This window comes from Citrobacter sp. MGH 55 (genome assembly GCF_016906145.1).
Taxonomy (GTDB): Bacteria; Pseudomonadota; Gammaproteobacteria; order Enterobacterales; family Enterobacteriaceae; genus Citrobacter_A; species Citrobacter_A amalonaticus.
The window spans coordinates 2386416-2400771 of record NZ_CP070239.1 but is presented as its reverse complement, the minus strand read 5'-3'; the positions used below and the strand labels follow the sequence as shown (position 1 = coordinate 2400771).

Genomic DNA, 14356 nt, shown 5'->3' with positions numbered 1-14356 from the left:
ACTCTCTTAAATCACGCCACCAGCAAGGAGACGAACGCTAAAAACGCAAACCCAAAACCGGCCCAGGTCACGCGTGAGGTGGCGCAAAAACGCAGACGCGCCATGCTGTTTTCAAACAGGGCAATCACCAGTACGCCGACAAGCAGCTTGATGATGGCGATCACCAGCGCCAGCAACAGTCCACCTGCGCTGAACGTTTCCATCTGTCCCCACGGCAGGAACACGCCGACAAACATTTGCAGTACTACCAACTGTTTCAGGCTAATGCCCCACTTCAGCACCGCAAAACCGCTGCCGCTGTATTCGGTCAGCGGCCCTTCCTGCAATTCCTGCTCCGCTTCCGCCAAATCGAACGGCAGTTTGCCCATTTCGATAAAGGTGGCGAACGCACAGGCGCACAGTGCCAAAATCAGCGGAATGCTGCGGGCTGCTGGCCAGTGATAGATCGTATCGGTGATATTGCTGATATGGGTGGAACCCGCAACCTGCGCAGCGACCCACAGTCCCAGCAGCAGGATCGGCTCCACCAGCACGCCGAGCATCGCTTCACGACTGGCACCGATCGCTGTGAACGGGCTGCCGGTATCAAGTCCCGCGATAGAAAAGAAGAAACGGGCAATAGCGAACAGATAAATCAACGTGATCAAATCGCCCAGTTGCGGCAGCGGTGAACCCACGGTTACCACCGGCAGCGCGGTAGCGATGGTCAGCATAACGCCCACCATCACAAAAGGCGTCAGACGAAAGACCCAGCCAGCATCCGCTGGCGCGACGCTCTGACGGCCCAGCAGTTTGAGCAGGTCGCGATACTCCTGCAATACACCAGGACCGCGGCGATTGTGCAGACGGGCACGCGCCACGCGGGTCACGCCGGATAGCAGCGGCGCAGCGGCAAATAACACCAGCGCCTGAATTAACGGATATAAAACACTCATTCTCAGGCTCCTCGTGAAACCACAATCACCACCAGCACGGCCAGTTCGATCAGCGCCAGGCGGCGGAACAGCACCGGTACCGCCGCGCTTTGCCAACCCGGAACCCACGCTACCGGATTGAGCCACTTACGCAGTTTGAGAACCGGTGCAAAGGCTTCCTTCACTGGCATCGCGAAACCGTGCGCGGTAATGACCATCGACTGCTCGTGATCGTAACCGCAGACCCATGCCGTCCCGCGAGAACGCGATGGCAGACGGTTGCCTTTGAACATCGCCATGATGATGAATGGCAGCAGCGGACAGGCAATCAGCAACAGCGTGATCATGGGTTGCGATACGGTGGTATTGGCTGTTTCCAGCGGCAACGGTACGGCAGTCGCCAGCAGCGGCAACAGCCACGGCGCGGCAACCCCGCCGAGTACGCAACAAATCGCCAGCGCCACGACGCTGATGCCCATCAGGAGAGGCGTACAGCAGGCGTTTTCCGCCTCTTTCGTGCGCGGCGCGCCGAGGAACGTCACGCCATACACTTTCGCCATACACATCACCGCCAGCGCACCGGTAATCGCCAGTCCGACCGCCAGTAGTGGCCCCAGCAGACGACCAATAAACGCGCCGCTGTTGCCCAGTTTGAAGAAGGACTGGTAGATCACCCACTCGCCAGCAAATCCGTTCAGCGGCGGTAGTGCAGCCATCGCCATCAGCCCCACCAGCATCGCAATGGAAATGACCGGCATGCGTTTACCGATGCCGCCCAGTTTTTCGATATCGCGATGTCCGGTACGAAACCAGATGCTGCCCGCGCCAAGAAACAGCACGCTTTTGAACAGGCTGTGGTTCACCAGGTGATAGAGACCACCGGTCAGGCCCAGCGCAATCAGCGTTGGTTGTTTGAGAGCAATCCCGGTCACGCCTGCGCCGAGACCGAGCAGGATAATGCCGATGTTTTCCAGCGTGTGATACGCCAGCAGGCGCTGAATATTGTGCTCCATTAACGCATACAGACCGCCGACAAACGCGGTGATCATGCCGAGAACCAGCAGTAACACCCCCCACCACAGCGGCGCATTACCGCCAATCAGCGATAACGAGAGAATGCCCAGTAGACCGACCTTCATCACCACGGTGGAGAACAGAGCCGCCGCTGGAGCGCTGGCGTTCGCGTGAGCCTGCGGTACCCATCCGTGCAGCGGAATAATCCCGGCCAGCAGACCAAAGCCCGCCACGCCAAGCAGCCAGATGTCAGCGCCCAGCGGCAGTTCCTGAGTGCGCAGATCGAGGAGACGCAACTCAAGGGTGCCATAGCGCTGCCACACCAGATAACAGGCGATCGCCAGCAGCAGCGTACCGAGACGCCCCAGCGCAAACCACAGCTTGCCTTCTTTGCTGCATCCGGTCAGGAACACCGCACACAGCGCCATGATTTCCGCCATTACCACCAGCGTGCCGAGATTGCTGGCGGCAACTGCGCACACCGCCGCCGCCATCAGCAGATTCACCAGCAGACCGTTGGCCTTGACCTGCGGATGGCGATGCCAGTCGATGTTGTACAAACTGACAAACAGTCCGCACAGCCCCAGCGTAATCAGCCAGATGGCATTCAGTGGGGTGATTTGCACGCTGTGACCGATAAACGGCATCACGCCGCGCACCGCGACAGCGTTGATGAGCACGGAGAAACCCGCCGCGGCAGTACACAAGCACCCCACCGCGCCGCCCACGCCAGCAACCCAGCCGCTAAGCGCTTTATGAAAAGAGAACAGAAATGCCAGGACGGCGGCGGCGGCAAACCAGGCCACACCGCTGATGATCAGTGAAATTGCGCTCATTTTGCCTCCCCACTCTGAGCCTGCTGAAACAAGGAGAGATCGCCGAAGTCGGTATTGAAAGTCAGCTCACGTTTCCGTTTACTGGCGCGGGCGATGTCCATGTTGTTCACCAGATGCAGGGCTTTCGTCGGACACATCCGTACGCAGGCCGGGCCTTGTTCATCGAAGCTGCACAGATCGCATTTCACCGCGATGGCACGCACGCCCGGAACCCAGTCCAGCAGCGTACCGACGCGAGCCGGTGCCGGTGGCGCTGGTGGTGCTTTAGGCGTATTGGCGTTGGCCGGAATATGCAGCGGACGGCTGCCGGAAAATTCGATCGCGCCAAACGGACAGGCAATGCCACACAGTTTGCAGCTCACGCACAGGCTTTCATTAAGCTGTACGGCGCCATCCACCCGGTTAATGGCGTTAACCGGACACACGGTGGCGCAAGGGGCATCTTCACAGTGGTGGCAAAGCTGCGGCGCAGATTCTTTTTCATTCAGCATCACTTTCAGGCGCGGCATAGACTGTAGGCCGTGCTGGCGATGCGTCTCTGAACAGGCGGCCTCACAGGTGTGGCAGCCGATACAGAGCGTGGAGTCAGCAATTACAAAACGATTCACCAGGCATTCCTCAGGTGATAGTCATTTTTGACGAAAACATGCCGATGAAATGTCATTTTCGACACTGTTCGACACGTCTGTCCCTTAAAGCGTCGTGACAACCCATGAGACGACGTCACGACGTAAAACGCTGTGGTCAGGCCGCCGGATTTTGTCTCGCCACCAGTTGGCTCAGATTGATCGGCGACCCGCTTTCAACAGCGGCATACAGTCGGTCATAAACGCTGGCGATTTTATCGAGATAGTGTTCCAGCACCTGCTCACGCTCACGGTTGCTGACCCGCTCGTCCACTTTTCCGTCAATGCTCAATTGCGCCTGTGCAATCAGTTGCTTATCTTCGCCATCTTTTGTTTCGACGTAATACTCAATGGTGTGGCTGTTGAAGCCTTCCGCCATCGTGACGGTGATGCGAAAGTGTTCGAACAGTACGAAACAGAGATCTTTATCCGGCGCGCAGCTCATCGCATGGTGCAGACGCGCTTTCGACAGGGTGATCCCCTGAACCAGCGAATTGCAGTAAATATGCCACTGGTCCTGTAGGCGACGATGCCGCTGCGCGATGTAATCGGCTTTTTCGCTTATTTCCCAAATAGTCATGTCAGGTTACCCGTTTAACAGAGATAGCCTGCCATAAGCATTTTCCATGCCAGTTTTCAACCATTTGTTTTTTAATGAATTTAAAAATAAAAGACGGCTGTCGACGCCCGAATGACATGTCATTTCGTCATCATCGTCATCGACAAATGCCCCCAACTTTCAGGCTGGCATAGTTATTGCTTATCACTGCCCATCATATCGGGAGGCACTATGCACGAAATTACCCTTTGCCAGCGGGCACTGGAATTGATCGAACAACAGGCCGTCGCGCACGGCGCAAAACGGATAACTGGGGTCTGGCTCAAAATTGGCGCATTTTCTTGCGTAGAAACCAGTGCTCTCTCCTTTTGTTTTGATCTGGTATGCCGTGGCACCGTTGCGGAAGGTTGTAAACTGCACCTCGAGGAACAAGAAGCCGAATGCTGGTGTGAATCCTGTCAGCAATACGTCACCTTACTGACCCAACGCGTACGCCGTTGCCCGCAATGCAATAGCGACACGCTGCATATCGTGGCCGATGACGGATTACAGATTCGACGAATAGAAATAGATCAGGAGTGAGCGATGTGTACAACATGCGGTTGCGCTGAAGGCAACCTTTATATAGAGGGTGATGAGCATAACCCTCATTCTGCGTTTCGCAGCGCGCCTTTTGCCCCGGCAGCTCGCCCGGCGCTGAATATTACCGGCATAAAAACGTCCGAATTCACCCCGAGCCAGACGGAAGAAGGCGATCTGCACTACGGTCACGGTGAAGCAGGCACCCACGCGCCAGGCATGAGCCAACGGCGCATGCTGGAAGTGGAAATCGACGTGCTGGATAAAAACAACCGTCTGGCCGAGCGCAACCGCGCCCGCTTCGCCGCGCGCCAACAGTTGGTGCTCAACCTCGTCTCCAGCCCAGGATCCGGTAAAACCACTCTGCTTACCGAAACGCTGATGAAGCTGAAAGACAGCGTCCCGTGCGCCGTCATTGAAGGCGACCAGCAGACGGTCAACGACGCCGCGCGCATTCGCGCCACGGGCACTCCAGCCATTCAGGTCAACACCGGCAAAGGCTGTCACCTCGATGCGCAGATGATTGCCGATGCCGCGCCGCGTCTGCCGCTGGAAGACCACGGCATTCTGTTTATCGAAAACGTCGGCAACCTCGTCTGCCCGGCGAGTTTTGATCTCGGCGAACGCCATAAAGTGGCGGTGCTTTCTGTCACCGAAGGCGAAGACAAGCCGCTGAAATACCCGCATATGTTCGCCGCCGCCTCGCTGATGCTGCTCAACAAAGTCGACCTGCTACCGTACCTGAATTTCGACGTTGAGAAGTGCATTGCCAGTGCCCGGGAAGTTAATCCGGATATCGAGATCATCCTGATTTCCGCCACCAGCGGCGAAGGAATGGATCAGTGGCTGAACTGGCTGGAGGCACAGCGATGTGCATAGGCGTTCCCGGCCAAATCCGCACTATCGAAGGTAACCTGGCGAAAGTCGACGTTTGCGGCATTCAGCGCGACGTCGATCTGACGCTGGTCGGCAGTTGTGATGAGCACGGCGAACCTCGTCTGGGCCAGTGGGTACTGGTCCACGTCGGTTTTGCCATGAGCGTGATTAACGAAGCCGAAGCGCGCGACACGCTCGATGCGCTCCAGAACATGTTTGATGTTGAGCCGGACGTCGGCGCTTTGCTGTATGGCGAGGAAAAATAATGCGTTTTGTTGACGAATACCGCGCGCCGGAACAGGTGATGCAACTGATTGAGCATCTGCGTGAACGTGCCGCGCATCTGCCGTATACCGCTGAACGTCCGCTGCGCATTATGGAAGTCTGCGGCGGCCATACGCACGCGATCTTCAAATTTGGTCTCGACCAGTTGCTCCCTGATAACGTGGAGTTTATCCACGGCCCGGGTTGTCCGGTCTGCGTACTGCCGATGGGACGTATCGACAGTTGCATTGAAATTGCCAGCCATCCGGAGGTGATTTTCTGTACCTTTGGCGACGCCATGCGCGTGCCTGGGAAACAAGGTTCGCTGTTGCAGGCGAAAGCGCGCGGTGCGGACATTCGCATCGTCTACTCGCCGATGGATGCGCTCAAACTGGCGCAGGAAAACCCAACGCGTAAAGTCGTGTTTTTCGGCCTCGGCTTTGAAACGACCATGCCGACCACCGCCATTACCCTGCAACAGGCAAAACTGCGCGACGTGCAGAATTTTTACTTCTTCTGTCAGCACATCACGCTCATTCCGACCCTGCGCAGCCTGCTGGAACAGCCCGATAACGGCATCGACGCGTTTCTCGCGCCAGGTCACGTCAGTATGGTGATCGGTACCGACGCCTATCATTTTATTGCCAGTGAGTTTCATCGTCCGCTGGTGGTCGCTGGATTCGAACCCCTTGATCTACTGCAAGGCGTCGTGATGCTGGTTGAGCAGAAAATAGCGGCCCACAGCCAGGTCGAAAACCAGTATCGCCGCGTGGTGCCAGACGCCGGCAACCTGTTGGCGCAACAGGCTATTGCCGACGTATTTTGCGTCACCGGCGACAGCGAGTGGCGCGGCCTGGGGGTAATTGAATCGTCCGGTGTGCATCTGACGCCTGACTATCAGCGTTTTGATGCCGAAGCGCATTTCCGACCGGCACCGCAGCAGGTTTACGACGACCCGCGCGCCCGCTGCGGCGACGTGCTGACCGGGAAATGTAAGCCGCATCAGTGCCCGTTGTTTGGCAAGACCTGTAATCCAGAGACCGCCTTCGGCGCACTGATGGTCTCTTCAGAAGGCGCATGCGCCGCCTGGTATCAGTATCGTCAGCAGGAGTGTGAAGCATGAACAGCGTACAACTCGCCCACGGTAGCGGCGGTCAGGCCATGCAGCAACTGATTAACAGTCTGTTTATGGAAGCCTTCGCTAACCCGTGGCTGGCGGAGCAGGAAGATCAGGCGCGGCTTGAACTGGCGCAACTGGTCGCTGAAGGCGATCGGCTGGCATTCTCCACCGACAGCTACGTCATTGACCCACTGTTTTTCCCCGGCGGCAACATCGGCAAGCTGGCGATCTGCGGTACCGCCAATGACGTCGCCGTCAGCGGCGCAATCCCACGCTATCTCTCCTGTGGCTTTATCCTCGAAGAAGGACTGCCGATGGAGACGCTGAAAAGCGTGGTAAACAGCATGGCCGCCACCGCGCGTGAGGCCAATATCGCGATTGTGACCGGCGATACAAAAGTTGTTCAACGTGGCGCAGCGGACAAATTGTTCATCAACACTGCAGGCATGGGGGCGATTCCGGCCAATATTCACTGGGGTGCACAAACCCTGGCAGCGGGCGACGTGCTGCTGGTCAGCGGTACGCTGGGCGATCACGGCGCCACTATTCTTAATCTGCGTGAACAGTTAGGGCTGGATGGCGAACTGGTCAGCGACTGCGCGGTATTAACGCCGCTAATTCAGTCGTTGCGCGATATCCCCGGCGTGAAAGCCCTGCGCGACGCGACGCGTGGCGGCGTGAACGCGGTCGCCCATGAGTTTGCCGCCGCCTGCGGTTTTGGCATTGAGCTGTCCGAATCCGCACTTCCCGTAAAACCTGCCGTTCGTGGAGTATGTGAACTGCTGGGTCTGGATGCGCTTAACTTCGCAAACGAAGGCAAGCTGGTCATTGCCGTTGAACGTCAGGCGGCCGGGCAGGTGCTGGCGGCGTTGCATGCCCATCCGTTGGGGCGCGATGCGGCACTGATTGGCGAAGTGGTCGAACGTAAAGGTGTGCGTCTGGCCGGTCTTTACGGCGTGAAGCGCACGCTGGATTTACCGCATGCAGAACCGCTGCCGCGGATCTGTTAAGTCCGTCATTATGCCGGATGGCGGCGTCGCCTTATCCAGCCTACACAATCGGTTGAACCGTTGGTCGAATAAGGCGTTTTCGCCGTTATTCAACTCACACAAACTGTTCGAACCGTAGGCCGGATAAGGCGTTTTTTGTCGACCCCCGGCGGAAGTCGAGTGTCTATACCTATAATTTAATTTCTTTTTTTGCACCGCGCAGCGGTACTTTCCTGGAAAAGCAATATGTCGTATACACCGATGAGCGATCTCGGGCAGCAAGGATTGTTCGACATCACTCGCACATTGTTACAGCAGCCCGACCTGCAATCGCTAAGCGAGGCGCTTTCGCAACTGGTAAAGCGCTCGGCGCTTGCCGACAGCGCGGCGATTGTGTTGTGGCAAGCGCAGACACAGCGGGCGTCCTGGTACGCCACGCGCGATAACGGCAAACCCGTCATCTACGAAGATGAAACCGTGCTGGCCCACGGCCCGATCCGCCGTATTCTCTCTCGCCCCGATGCCCTGCACTGCAATTATCACGAGTTTTCAGAAACCTGGCCGCAACTGGCTGCTGGCGGCCTTTACCCGCCATTCGGCCACTACTGCCTGCTGCCGCTGGCGGCGGATGGCCGCATTTTTGGCGGCTGCGAATTTATCCGCAACGACGATCGCCCCTGGAGCGAAAAAGAGTACGAGCGTCTGCAAACCTTCACCCAGATTGTCGGCGTGGTGGCAGAGCAAATTCAGTGCAGGGTCACGAACAACGTCGATTACGATCTCTTGTGCCGCGAACGCGACAACTTTCGTATTCTGGTCGCCATCACTAACGCCGTACTCTCCCGGCTCGACATGGATGAGCTGGTAAGTGAAGTCGCCAAAGAGATCCATCACTATTTCAACATCGACGACATCAGCATTGTCCTGCGTAGCCACCGTAAAAATAAGCTCAGCATTTACTCCACTCACTACCTCGATGAAAATCATCCCGCACACGAACAAAGCGAAGTCGATGAAGCTGGCACTCTGACGGAACGGGTGTTTAAAAGCAAAGAGATGCTGCTGATAAACCTGAACGAACGGGACGCGCTGGCCCCCTATGAACGCATGCTGTTCGATACGTGGGGCAACCAGATTCAGACGCTGTGCCTGCTGCCGCTGATGTCGGGCAACACCATGCTCGGCGTACTCAAGCTGGCGCAGTGTGAAGAAAAAGTGTTTACCACCGCTAACCTGAACCTGCTGCGCCAGATTGCCGGGCGCGTCGCCATCGCCGTGGACAACGCCCTCGCCTATCAGGAAATCCATCGGCTGAAAGAGCGGCTGGTGGATGAAAACCTGGCGCTCACCGAACAGCTCAACAATGTCGACAGCGAGTTTGGTGAAATCATCGGGCGCAGCGATGCGATGTACAGTGTGCTCAAGCAGGTCGAGATGGTGGCCCAGAGCGACAGCACTGTGCTGATCCTCGGTGAAACCGGCACCGGGAAAGAGCTGATTGCCCGCGCAATCCACAATCTGAGTGGGCGTAACGCACGCCGGATGGTGAAGATGAACTGCGCCGCCATGCCCGCTGGCCTGCTGGAAAGTGACCTGTTCGGTCACGAACGCGGCGCCTTCACCGGTGCCAGTGCGCAGCGCATTGGCCGCTTTGAGCTGGCGGATAAAAGTTCTTTGTTCCTGGATGAAGTGGGCGACATGCCGCTGGAATTACAGCCTAAGCTCCTGCGCGTCTTACAGGAACAGGAATTTGAGCGTCTGGGCAGCAATAAGCTGATCCAGACCGACGTGCGCCTGATCGCCGCCACCAACCGTGACCTGAAAAAAATGGTCGAGGATCGCGAGTTTCGTAGCGATCTCTACTACCGCCTCAACGTTTTTCCGATCCGACTCCCGCCGCTGCGCGAACGCCCGGAAGATATCCCCCTGCTGGTGAAAGCATTCACCTTTAAAATCGCTCGCCGCCTGGGGCGTAACATCGACAGTATCCCGGCGGAAACCCTGCGCATCCTCAGCAATATGGAATGGCCGGGTAATGTGCGCGAACTGGAGAACGTGGTGGAGCGCGCCGTTCTGCTGACGCGAGGAAGCGTGCTGCAACTCTCGCTGCCGGATATCGGCATGCTCTCACCTGGCGAACCGCCCGTCGCGACCGAAGTCGCCCAGGAAGGGGAAGACGAGTATCAGCTCATCCTGCGGGTGCTGAAAGAGACCAATGGTGTGGTTGCAGGCCCGAAAGGCGCAGCTCAGCGACTGGGTCTTAAGCGCACCACGCTGCTTTCACGCATGAAGCGTTTAGGTATTGATAAAGACGCGCTGGTTTGAGGCACGCGTTGCTGGATGCCGGGTGGGCAATTATCCGTAGGTCGGATTAAGGCGAAGCTGCCCTCTGGCATTTCGCTTCACTTTTTACGCGAGTATTTTTCCGGCAGTTCCGGCACGGGACGTTTATCGTCGATGAGATGACGAACGGTCAGGATGGGATGACGCCAGAGCATTCTCGGCCCCGCCCAGCGCATAATCTGCTTCATCTCTTCACGCTTCGCTGGCTGATAACAGTGTACGGGACACTGTTTACAGGCCGGTTTATCCTCGCCAAAGACGCACTTATCCAGACGTTTTTGCGCATAGGCAAACAGCGCGTCGTAGTGTTCCGGCTCATCAGATGCCTGCGGACACTGGCTCTCGTACAGCGCGATCATTTTTTTAATCGTCAGTTTTTCGCGAGCAATGCGCTTGCCGGACATGATGCGCCCTCCACTACATTAAGGTGTATTTATTCTACAACTTAAATTCTCGCAACACTATCACCCAAAGGTGACACTTCCCCATCCACACCTCAAATAAGAATTATTTTCATTTAACACTATCTTTATACATGCCTTGTGCTATATAACATAGCAAAGGCTATATTCGACGAATAATTAACCACTTTTTTTATGAGGGATACTATGCCGCACCTCTCCCGTCTCACCTCGTCTCTGCTGGCGGTTGTACTGGCCATCTGCATGCTGTCACCGGCTTATGCCAAAGAGAAGCTCAATGTCGTTACCACCTTCACGATCATTGCGGACATGGCGCAAAACGTGGCGGGTGAGGCGGCCAATGTCAGTTCGATCACCAAACCCGGCGCGGAAATTCATGAGTATCAACCCACTCCGGGCGACATTAAGCGAGCGCAGGGGGCGCAATTGATCCTCTCTAACGGTCTGAATCTGGAGCTGTGGTTTGCCCGCTTCTACCAGAATGTGTCGGGTGTGCCGGAAGTGACGGTGTCTGACGGAGTAAAACCCATGGGCATCAGCGAAGGACCGTATAACGGGAAACCCAACCCTCACGCCTGGATGTCGGCGGAAAACGCGATGATCTACGTCGACAATATTCGCGACGCGCTGACGAAATACGATCCGGATAACGCCGCGATTTACCAGAAAAATGCCGAACGTTATAAAGCGCAAATTCACCAGACGCTGGCCCCTCTCCATGCCGCGCTGGCAAAAATCCCTGCCGATAAACGCTGGCTGGTCACCAGCGAAGGAGCGTTCTCTTATCTTGCCCGCGATAACGATCTGCAAGAGCTGTATCTCTGGCCGATCAACGCCGATCAGCAGGGAACGCCCAAACAGGTACGTAAAGTGATCGATGCGATCAGAGCGCATCAGATCCCCACCGTATTCAGCGAAAGCACCGTATCAGATAAACCGGCCCGTCAGGTCGCGCGGGAATCCGGCGCACATTACGGCGGCGTGCTGTATGTCGATTCCCTGAGCGCCGCCGATGGCCCCGTTCCCACCTATCTCGATCTGCTACGCGTTACCACCGAGACCATCGTCAGTGGTATCAATGACGGTTTGAGGAGTCAGAAATGAGTCAATCTGCGATTACCGTGAATCAGGTGACGGTGACGTATCGCAATGGTCATACCGCACTACGCGATGCCACCTTTCAGGTACCGGGCGGTTCGATTGCCGCGCTGGTAGGAGTCAACGGGTCGGGAAAATCAACGTTGTTCAAAGCACTGATGGGTTTTGTCCGCCTGGCCGACGGCGACATTTCCATCCTGCAACAGCCGGTGAATCACGCGCTGAAGCAGAATCTGATTGCCTACGTCCCACAGTCCGAAGAGGTTGACTGGTCATTTCCGGTGCTGGTGGAAGACGTCGTGATGATGGGCCGCTACGGACATATGGGCTGGCTACGTCGTCCGAAGGCTCAGGATCATGCCAGTGTTGACGCTGCGCTGGCGCGGGTGGATATGCTGGAATACCGCCACCGGCAGATTGGCGAGCTTTCTGGCGGGCAGAAAAAACGCGTCTTCCTCGCCAGGGCCATTGCCCAGGATGGCCAGGTCATTCTGCTGGATGAGCCTTTTACCGGCGTCGATGTCAAAACCGAAGCGCGCATTATTGCGCTGCTACGCGAGTTGCGCGATGAGGGGCGCACGATGCTGGTCTCCACCCACAATCTCGGGTCAGTCACCGAATTCTGTGATTATACGGTGATGATCAAAGGCACCGTGCTGGCGAGCGGCCCGACCGAAACCACTTTTACCGCCGACAACCTTGAACTGGCGTTCAGCGGCGTCCTGCGTCACGTCGCGCTCAGCGGCGGCGAAGAACACATCATTACCGACGACGAACGCCCGTTTATCTCCCGACGAGCGGCAGGCTGCGGAGAGTCATCATGAACTGGCTGACAGAACCCTTTGGTTATCAGTACATGCTCAACGCGATGTGGGTATCGGCGATGGTTGGCGGACTGTGCGCCTTTCTCTCCTGCTATTTAATGCTTAAAGGCTGGTCGTTGATTGGCGATGCGCTGTCGCACTCCATCGTGCCAGGCGTTGCCGGTGCCTACATGCTCGGCTTGCCCTTCTCGCTCGGCGCCTTTCTCTCCGGTGGCCTGGCAGCAGGCAGTATGCTTTTTCTGAACCAGCGCTCACGGCTTAAAGAAGATGCCATTATTGGCCTGATCTTCTCGTCATTCTTTGGCATCGGGCTGTTTATGGTGTCGCTCAACCCGATGTCGGTGAATATTCAGACCATCATTCTCGGCAACGTACTGGCCATCGCGCCGGAAGACATTGTGCAACTGGCGATTATCGGCACGGTTTCCCTGCTCATCCTGCTGCTGAAGTGGAAGGATCTGATGGTCACTTTTTTCGATGAAAACCACGCCCGCTCCATTGGCCTGCACCCGGCCCGTCTGAAGCTGCTGTTTTTCACTCTGTTATCGGTGTCCACCGTCGCCGCGCTGCAAACCGTGGGGGCATTTCTGGTGATCTGCCTGGTCGTGACGCCCGGTGCCACCGCCTGGCTGCTGACTGACCGCTTTCCACGCCTTCTTATGATCGCCGTTGCGATCGGCAGTGTGACCAGTTTTTTCGGCGCCTGGCTCAGCTACTGGCTGGACGGGGCGACCGGCGGGATCATTGTGGTGCTACAAACCGTATTATTCCTGCTGGCGTTCGTTTTTGCCCCCAAACACGGCCTGCTGGCGAACCGCCGTCGCGCACGACGTAAGGAGTCATCATGTTTCTGAGCACCCTGCTGGAACCTTTTCAGTTCGACTTTATGGTCAACGCACTGGCCGTCTCCGCTCTTGTGGCGATTCCCTGTGCGTTACTGTCGGTATTTCTGGTGCTCAAAGGCTGGGCGCTCATGGGCGATGCCATGAGTCATGCGGTTTTTCCGGGAATTGTGCTGGCTTATATCGTCGGAATTCCACTGGCTATCGGCGCGTTTATTGCGGGCCTATTCTGCGCAGTCGCGACCGGATATCTTGACGACAACAGCCGCATCAAACGCGACACCATCATGGGGATCGTCTTCTCCGGGATGTTTGGCGCCGGACTGGTGCTCTATGTCTCTATCCAGTCAGAGGTTCACCTCGATCATATTCTGTTCGGCGACATGCTAGGGATTTCGCTGAGCGATATTGGGCAAACGGCCTTCATTGTACTGGGTATCGCCCTGATCATTGCATTCAAGTGGAAAGATTTGCTGCTGCACGCCTTCGATCCGCATCAGGCGAAAGCCTGCGGCCTTAACACGACTTTGCTGCATTACGGACTGCTGTGCATGATTGCGTTGACCATCGTCGCGACGCTGAAATCGGTGGGGATCATTTTGTCAATCTCCCTGCTGATCGCCCCAGGCGCGATTGCCGTTCTCCTCACCCGACGCTTTGCCCGCGCGCTGTTGCTGGCAACGGGTCTGTCGGTGGTTACCTCATTTTTAGGTGTGTATCTGTCATTCTTCCTCGACAGCGCACCCGCTCCCACGATCGTCGTGCTGTTCACCATTCTCTTTATCGCGGCGTTTGTTTTTGCCGCATTACGCGACCGACATTCGGAATTGCGACAACAACAATCGGTGTAAAATTCTGAAACGGAAGAAGGATCGAGAAGTCGGCGATCCTGACTTTCCCTGAAATGCGTATCTCCGCTATCATGTGTCCCTTATGTGATAACAACGAAAACTAAAAGTATCGCAACCCATTTACATTCAGGGACTGGACACAACTCCATGAGTACAATCGATAATCTCGACGCCCACACCCCCATGATGCAGCAGTATT

Annotated in this window: 15 protein-coding genes; 10 read left to right on the top strand and 5 right to left on the bottom strand. The window is 56.6% G+C overall.

The annotated features are described in order from the left end of the window. Positions 1 to 11: 11 nt before the first annotated feature. The 4 genes from JTI98_RS09620 to hycA form a co-directional block, all read right to left on the bottom strand. The gene (locus JTI98_RS09620) at positions 12 to 935 is read right to left on the bottom strand and encodes a respiratory chain complex I subunit 1 family protein (RefSeq protein WP_042999589.1); all 924 of its coding nucleotides are present in this window, start codon (positions 933 to 935) and stop codon (positions 12 to 14) included. Between the two features lie 2 nt (positions 936 to 937). Then, complete coding sequence (gene hycC / locus JTI98_RS09615) at positions 938 to 2764, bottom strand: formate hydrogenlyase subunit 3 (RefSeq protein WP_216082191.1); 1827 nt, start codon at positions 2762 to 2764, stop codon at positions 938 to 940. Beyond that, complete coding sequence (gene hycB / locus JTI98_RS09610) at positions 2761 to 3372, bottom strand: formate hydrogenlyase subunit HycB (RefSeq protein WP_044326760.1); 612 nt, start codon at positions 3370 to 3372, stop codon at positions 2761 to 2763. The genes hycC and hycB overlap by 4 nt, the downstream gene beginning before the upstream one ends. A gap of 136 nt (positions 3373 to 3508) precedes the next feature. Then, the gene (gene hycA / locus JTI98_RS09605) at positions 3509 to 3970 is read right to left on the bottom strand and encodes a formate hydrogenlyase regulator HycA (protein ID WP_042999586.1); all 462 of its coding nucleotides are present in this window, start codon (positions 3968 to 3970) and stop codon (positions 3509 to 3511) included. Between the two features lie 210 nt (positions 3971 to 4180). Between hycA and hypA the strand changes: the two genes are divergently transcribed. The 6 genes from hypA to flhA all read left to right on the top strand — a co-directional run bounded on the left by hypA (position 4181) and on the right by flhA (position 10102). Continuing rightward, the gene (gene hypA, locus JTI98_RS09600; protein WP_058587015.1) at positions 4181 to 4531 is read left to right on the top strand and encodes a hydrogenase maturation nickel metallochaperone HypA; all 351 of its coding nucleotides are present in this window, start codon (positions 4181 to 4183) and stop codon (positions 4529 to 4531) included. Between the two features lie 3 nt (positions 4532 to 4534). Further along, positions 4535 to 5407, top strand: a complete 873-nt coding sequence (hypB, locus tag JTI98_RS09595) for a hydrogenase nickel incorporation protein HypB (RefSeq protein WP_042999585.1) — start codon at positions 4535 to 4537, stop codon at positions 5405 to 5407. Then, positions 5398 to 5670, top strand: a complete 273-nt coding sequence (gene hypC / locus JTI98_RS09590) for a hydrogenase 3 maturation protein HypC (RefSeq protein WP_042999584.1) — start codon at positions 5398 to 5400, stop codon at positions 5668 to 5670. Before hypB ends, hypC begins: the two co-directional genes overlap by 10 nt. Next, a complete protein-coding gene (hypD, locus tag JTI98_RS09585; RefSeq protein ID WP_042999583.1) occupies positions 5670 to 6791 on the top strand; it encodes a hydrogenase formation protein HypD in 1122 nt (373 codons plus the stop codon). Before hypC ends, hypD begins: the two co-directional genes overlap by 1 nt. Beyond that, positions 6788 to 7798, top strand: coding sequence for a hydrogenase maturation carbamoyl dehydratase HypE (hypE, locus tag JTI98_RS09580; RefSeq protein WP_044266646.1), 1011 nt, complete (start codon positions 6788 to 6790; stop codon positions 7796 to 7798). The genes hypD and hypE overlap by 4 nt, the downstream gene beginning before the upstream one ends. A gap of 225 nt (positions 7799 to 8023) precedes the next feature. After that, the gene (flhA, locus tag JTI98_RS09575; RefSeq protein ID WP_044255048.1) at positions 8024 to 10102 is read left to right on the top strand and encodes a formate hydrogenlyase transcriptional activator FlhA; all 2079 of its coding nucleotides are present in this window, start codon (positions 8024 to 8026) and stop codon (positions 10100 to 10102) included. Positions 10103 to 10179: 77 nt separating this feature from the next. Here flhA and JTI98_RS09570 read toward each other — a convergent pair whose 3' ends face one another. Further along, positions 10180 to 10524, bottom strand: coding sequence for a nitrous oxide-stimulated promoter family protein (locus JTI98_RS09570; RefSeq protein ID WP_042999580.1), 345 nt, complete (start codon positions 10522 to 10524; stop codon positions 10180 to 10182). A gap of 204 nt (positions 10525 to 10728) precedes the next feature. Between JTI98_RS09570 and JTI98_RS09565 the strand changes: the two genes are divergently transcribed. Genes JTI98_RS09565 through sitD form a run of 4 tightly spaced genes read left to right on the top strand, consistent with a single transcriptional unit; the run spans position 10729 to position 14157 of the window. Then, positions 10729 to 11646 carry a metal ABC transporter substrate-binding protein gene (locus JTI98_RS09565; RefSeq protein WP_216082190.1) on the top strand — a complete coding sequence of 306 codons (918 nt, stop codon included), beginning with the start codon at positions 10729 to 10731 and terminating at the stop codon, positions 11644 to 11646. Then, a complete protein-coding gene (sitB, locus tag JTI98_RS09560) occupies positions 11643 to 12464 on the top strand; it encodes an iron/manganese ABC transporter ATP-binding protein SitB (RefSeq protein ID WP_042999578.1) in 822 nt (273 codons plus the stop codon). Before JTI98_RS09565 ends, sitB begins: the two co-directional genes overlap by 4 nt. Beyond that, positions 12461 to 13318: an iron/manganese ABC transporter permease subunit SitC gene (gene sitC, locus JTI98_RS09555; RefSeq protein WP_042999577.1), complete on the top strand. Its 858-nt coding sequence runs from the start codon at positions 12461 to 12463 to the stop codon at positions 13316 to 13318. Before sitB ends, sitC begins: the two co-directional genes overlap by 4 nt. Continuing rightward, complete coding sequence (gene sitD, locus JTI98_RS09550; RefSeq protein WP_216082189.1) at positions 13309 to 14157, top strand: iron/manganese ABC transporter permease subunit SitD; 849 nt, start codon at positions 13309 to 13311, stop codon at positions 14155 to 14157. Before sitC ends, sitD begins: the two co-directional genes overlap by 10 nt. Positions 14158 to 14356: the final 199 nt, after the last annotated feature.

Coding starts and splice junctions, on each gene's coding strand:
- JTI98_RS09620 (WP_042999589.1), bottom strand. CDS start 935: ATGAGTGTTTTATATCCGTTAATTCAGGCGCTGGTGTTATTTGCCGCT.
- hycC (WP_216082191.1), bottom strand. CDS start 2,764: ATGAGCGCAATTTCACTGATCATCAGCGGTGTGGCCTGGTTTGCCGCC.
- hycA (WP_042999586.1), bottom strand. CDS start 3,970: ATGACTATTTGGGAAATAAGCGAAAAAGCCGATTACATCGCGCAGCGG.
- hypA (WP_058587015.1), top strand. CDS start 4,181: ATGCACGAAATTACCCTTTGCCAGCGGGCACTGGAATTGATCGAACAA.
- hypB (WP_042999585.1), top strand. CDS start 4,535: ATGTGTACAACATGCGGTTGCGCTGAAGGCAACCTTTATATAGAGGGT.
- hypC (WP_042999584.1), top strand. CDS start 5,398: ATGTGCATAGGCGTTCCCGGCCAAATCCGCACTATCGAAGGTAACCTG.
- hypD (WP_042999583.1), top strand. CDS start 5,670: ATGCGTTTTGTTGACGAATACCGCGCGCCGGAACAGGTGATGCAACTG.
- hypE (WP_044266646.1), top strand. CDS start 6,788: ATGAACAGCGTACAACTCGCCCACGGTAGCGGCGGTCAGGCCATGCAG.
- flhA (WP_044255048.1), top strand. CDS start 8,024: ATGTCGTATACACCGATGAGCGATCTCGGGCAGCAAGGATTGTTCGAC.
- JTI98_RS09570 (WP_042999580.1), bottom strand. CDS start 10,524: ATGTCCGGCAAGCGCATTGCTCGCGAAAAACTGACGATTAAAAAAATG.
- JTI98_RS09565 (WP_216082190.1), top strand. CDS start 10,729: ATGCCGCACCTCTCCCGTCTCACCTCGTCTCTGCTGGCGGTTGTACTG.
- sitB (WP_042999578.1), top strand. CDS start 11,643: ATGAGTCAATCTGCGATTACCGTGAATCAGGTGACGGTGACGTATCGC.
- sitC (WP_042999577.1), top strand. CDS start 12,461: ATGAACTGGCTGACAGAACCCTTTGGTTATCAGTACATGCTCAACGCG.
- sitD (WP_216082189.1), top strand. CDS start 13,309: ATGTTTCTGAGCACCCTGCTGGAACCTTTTCAGTTCGACTTTATGGTC.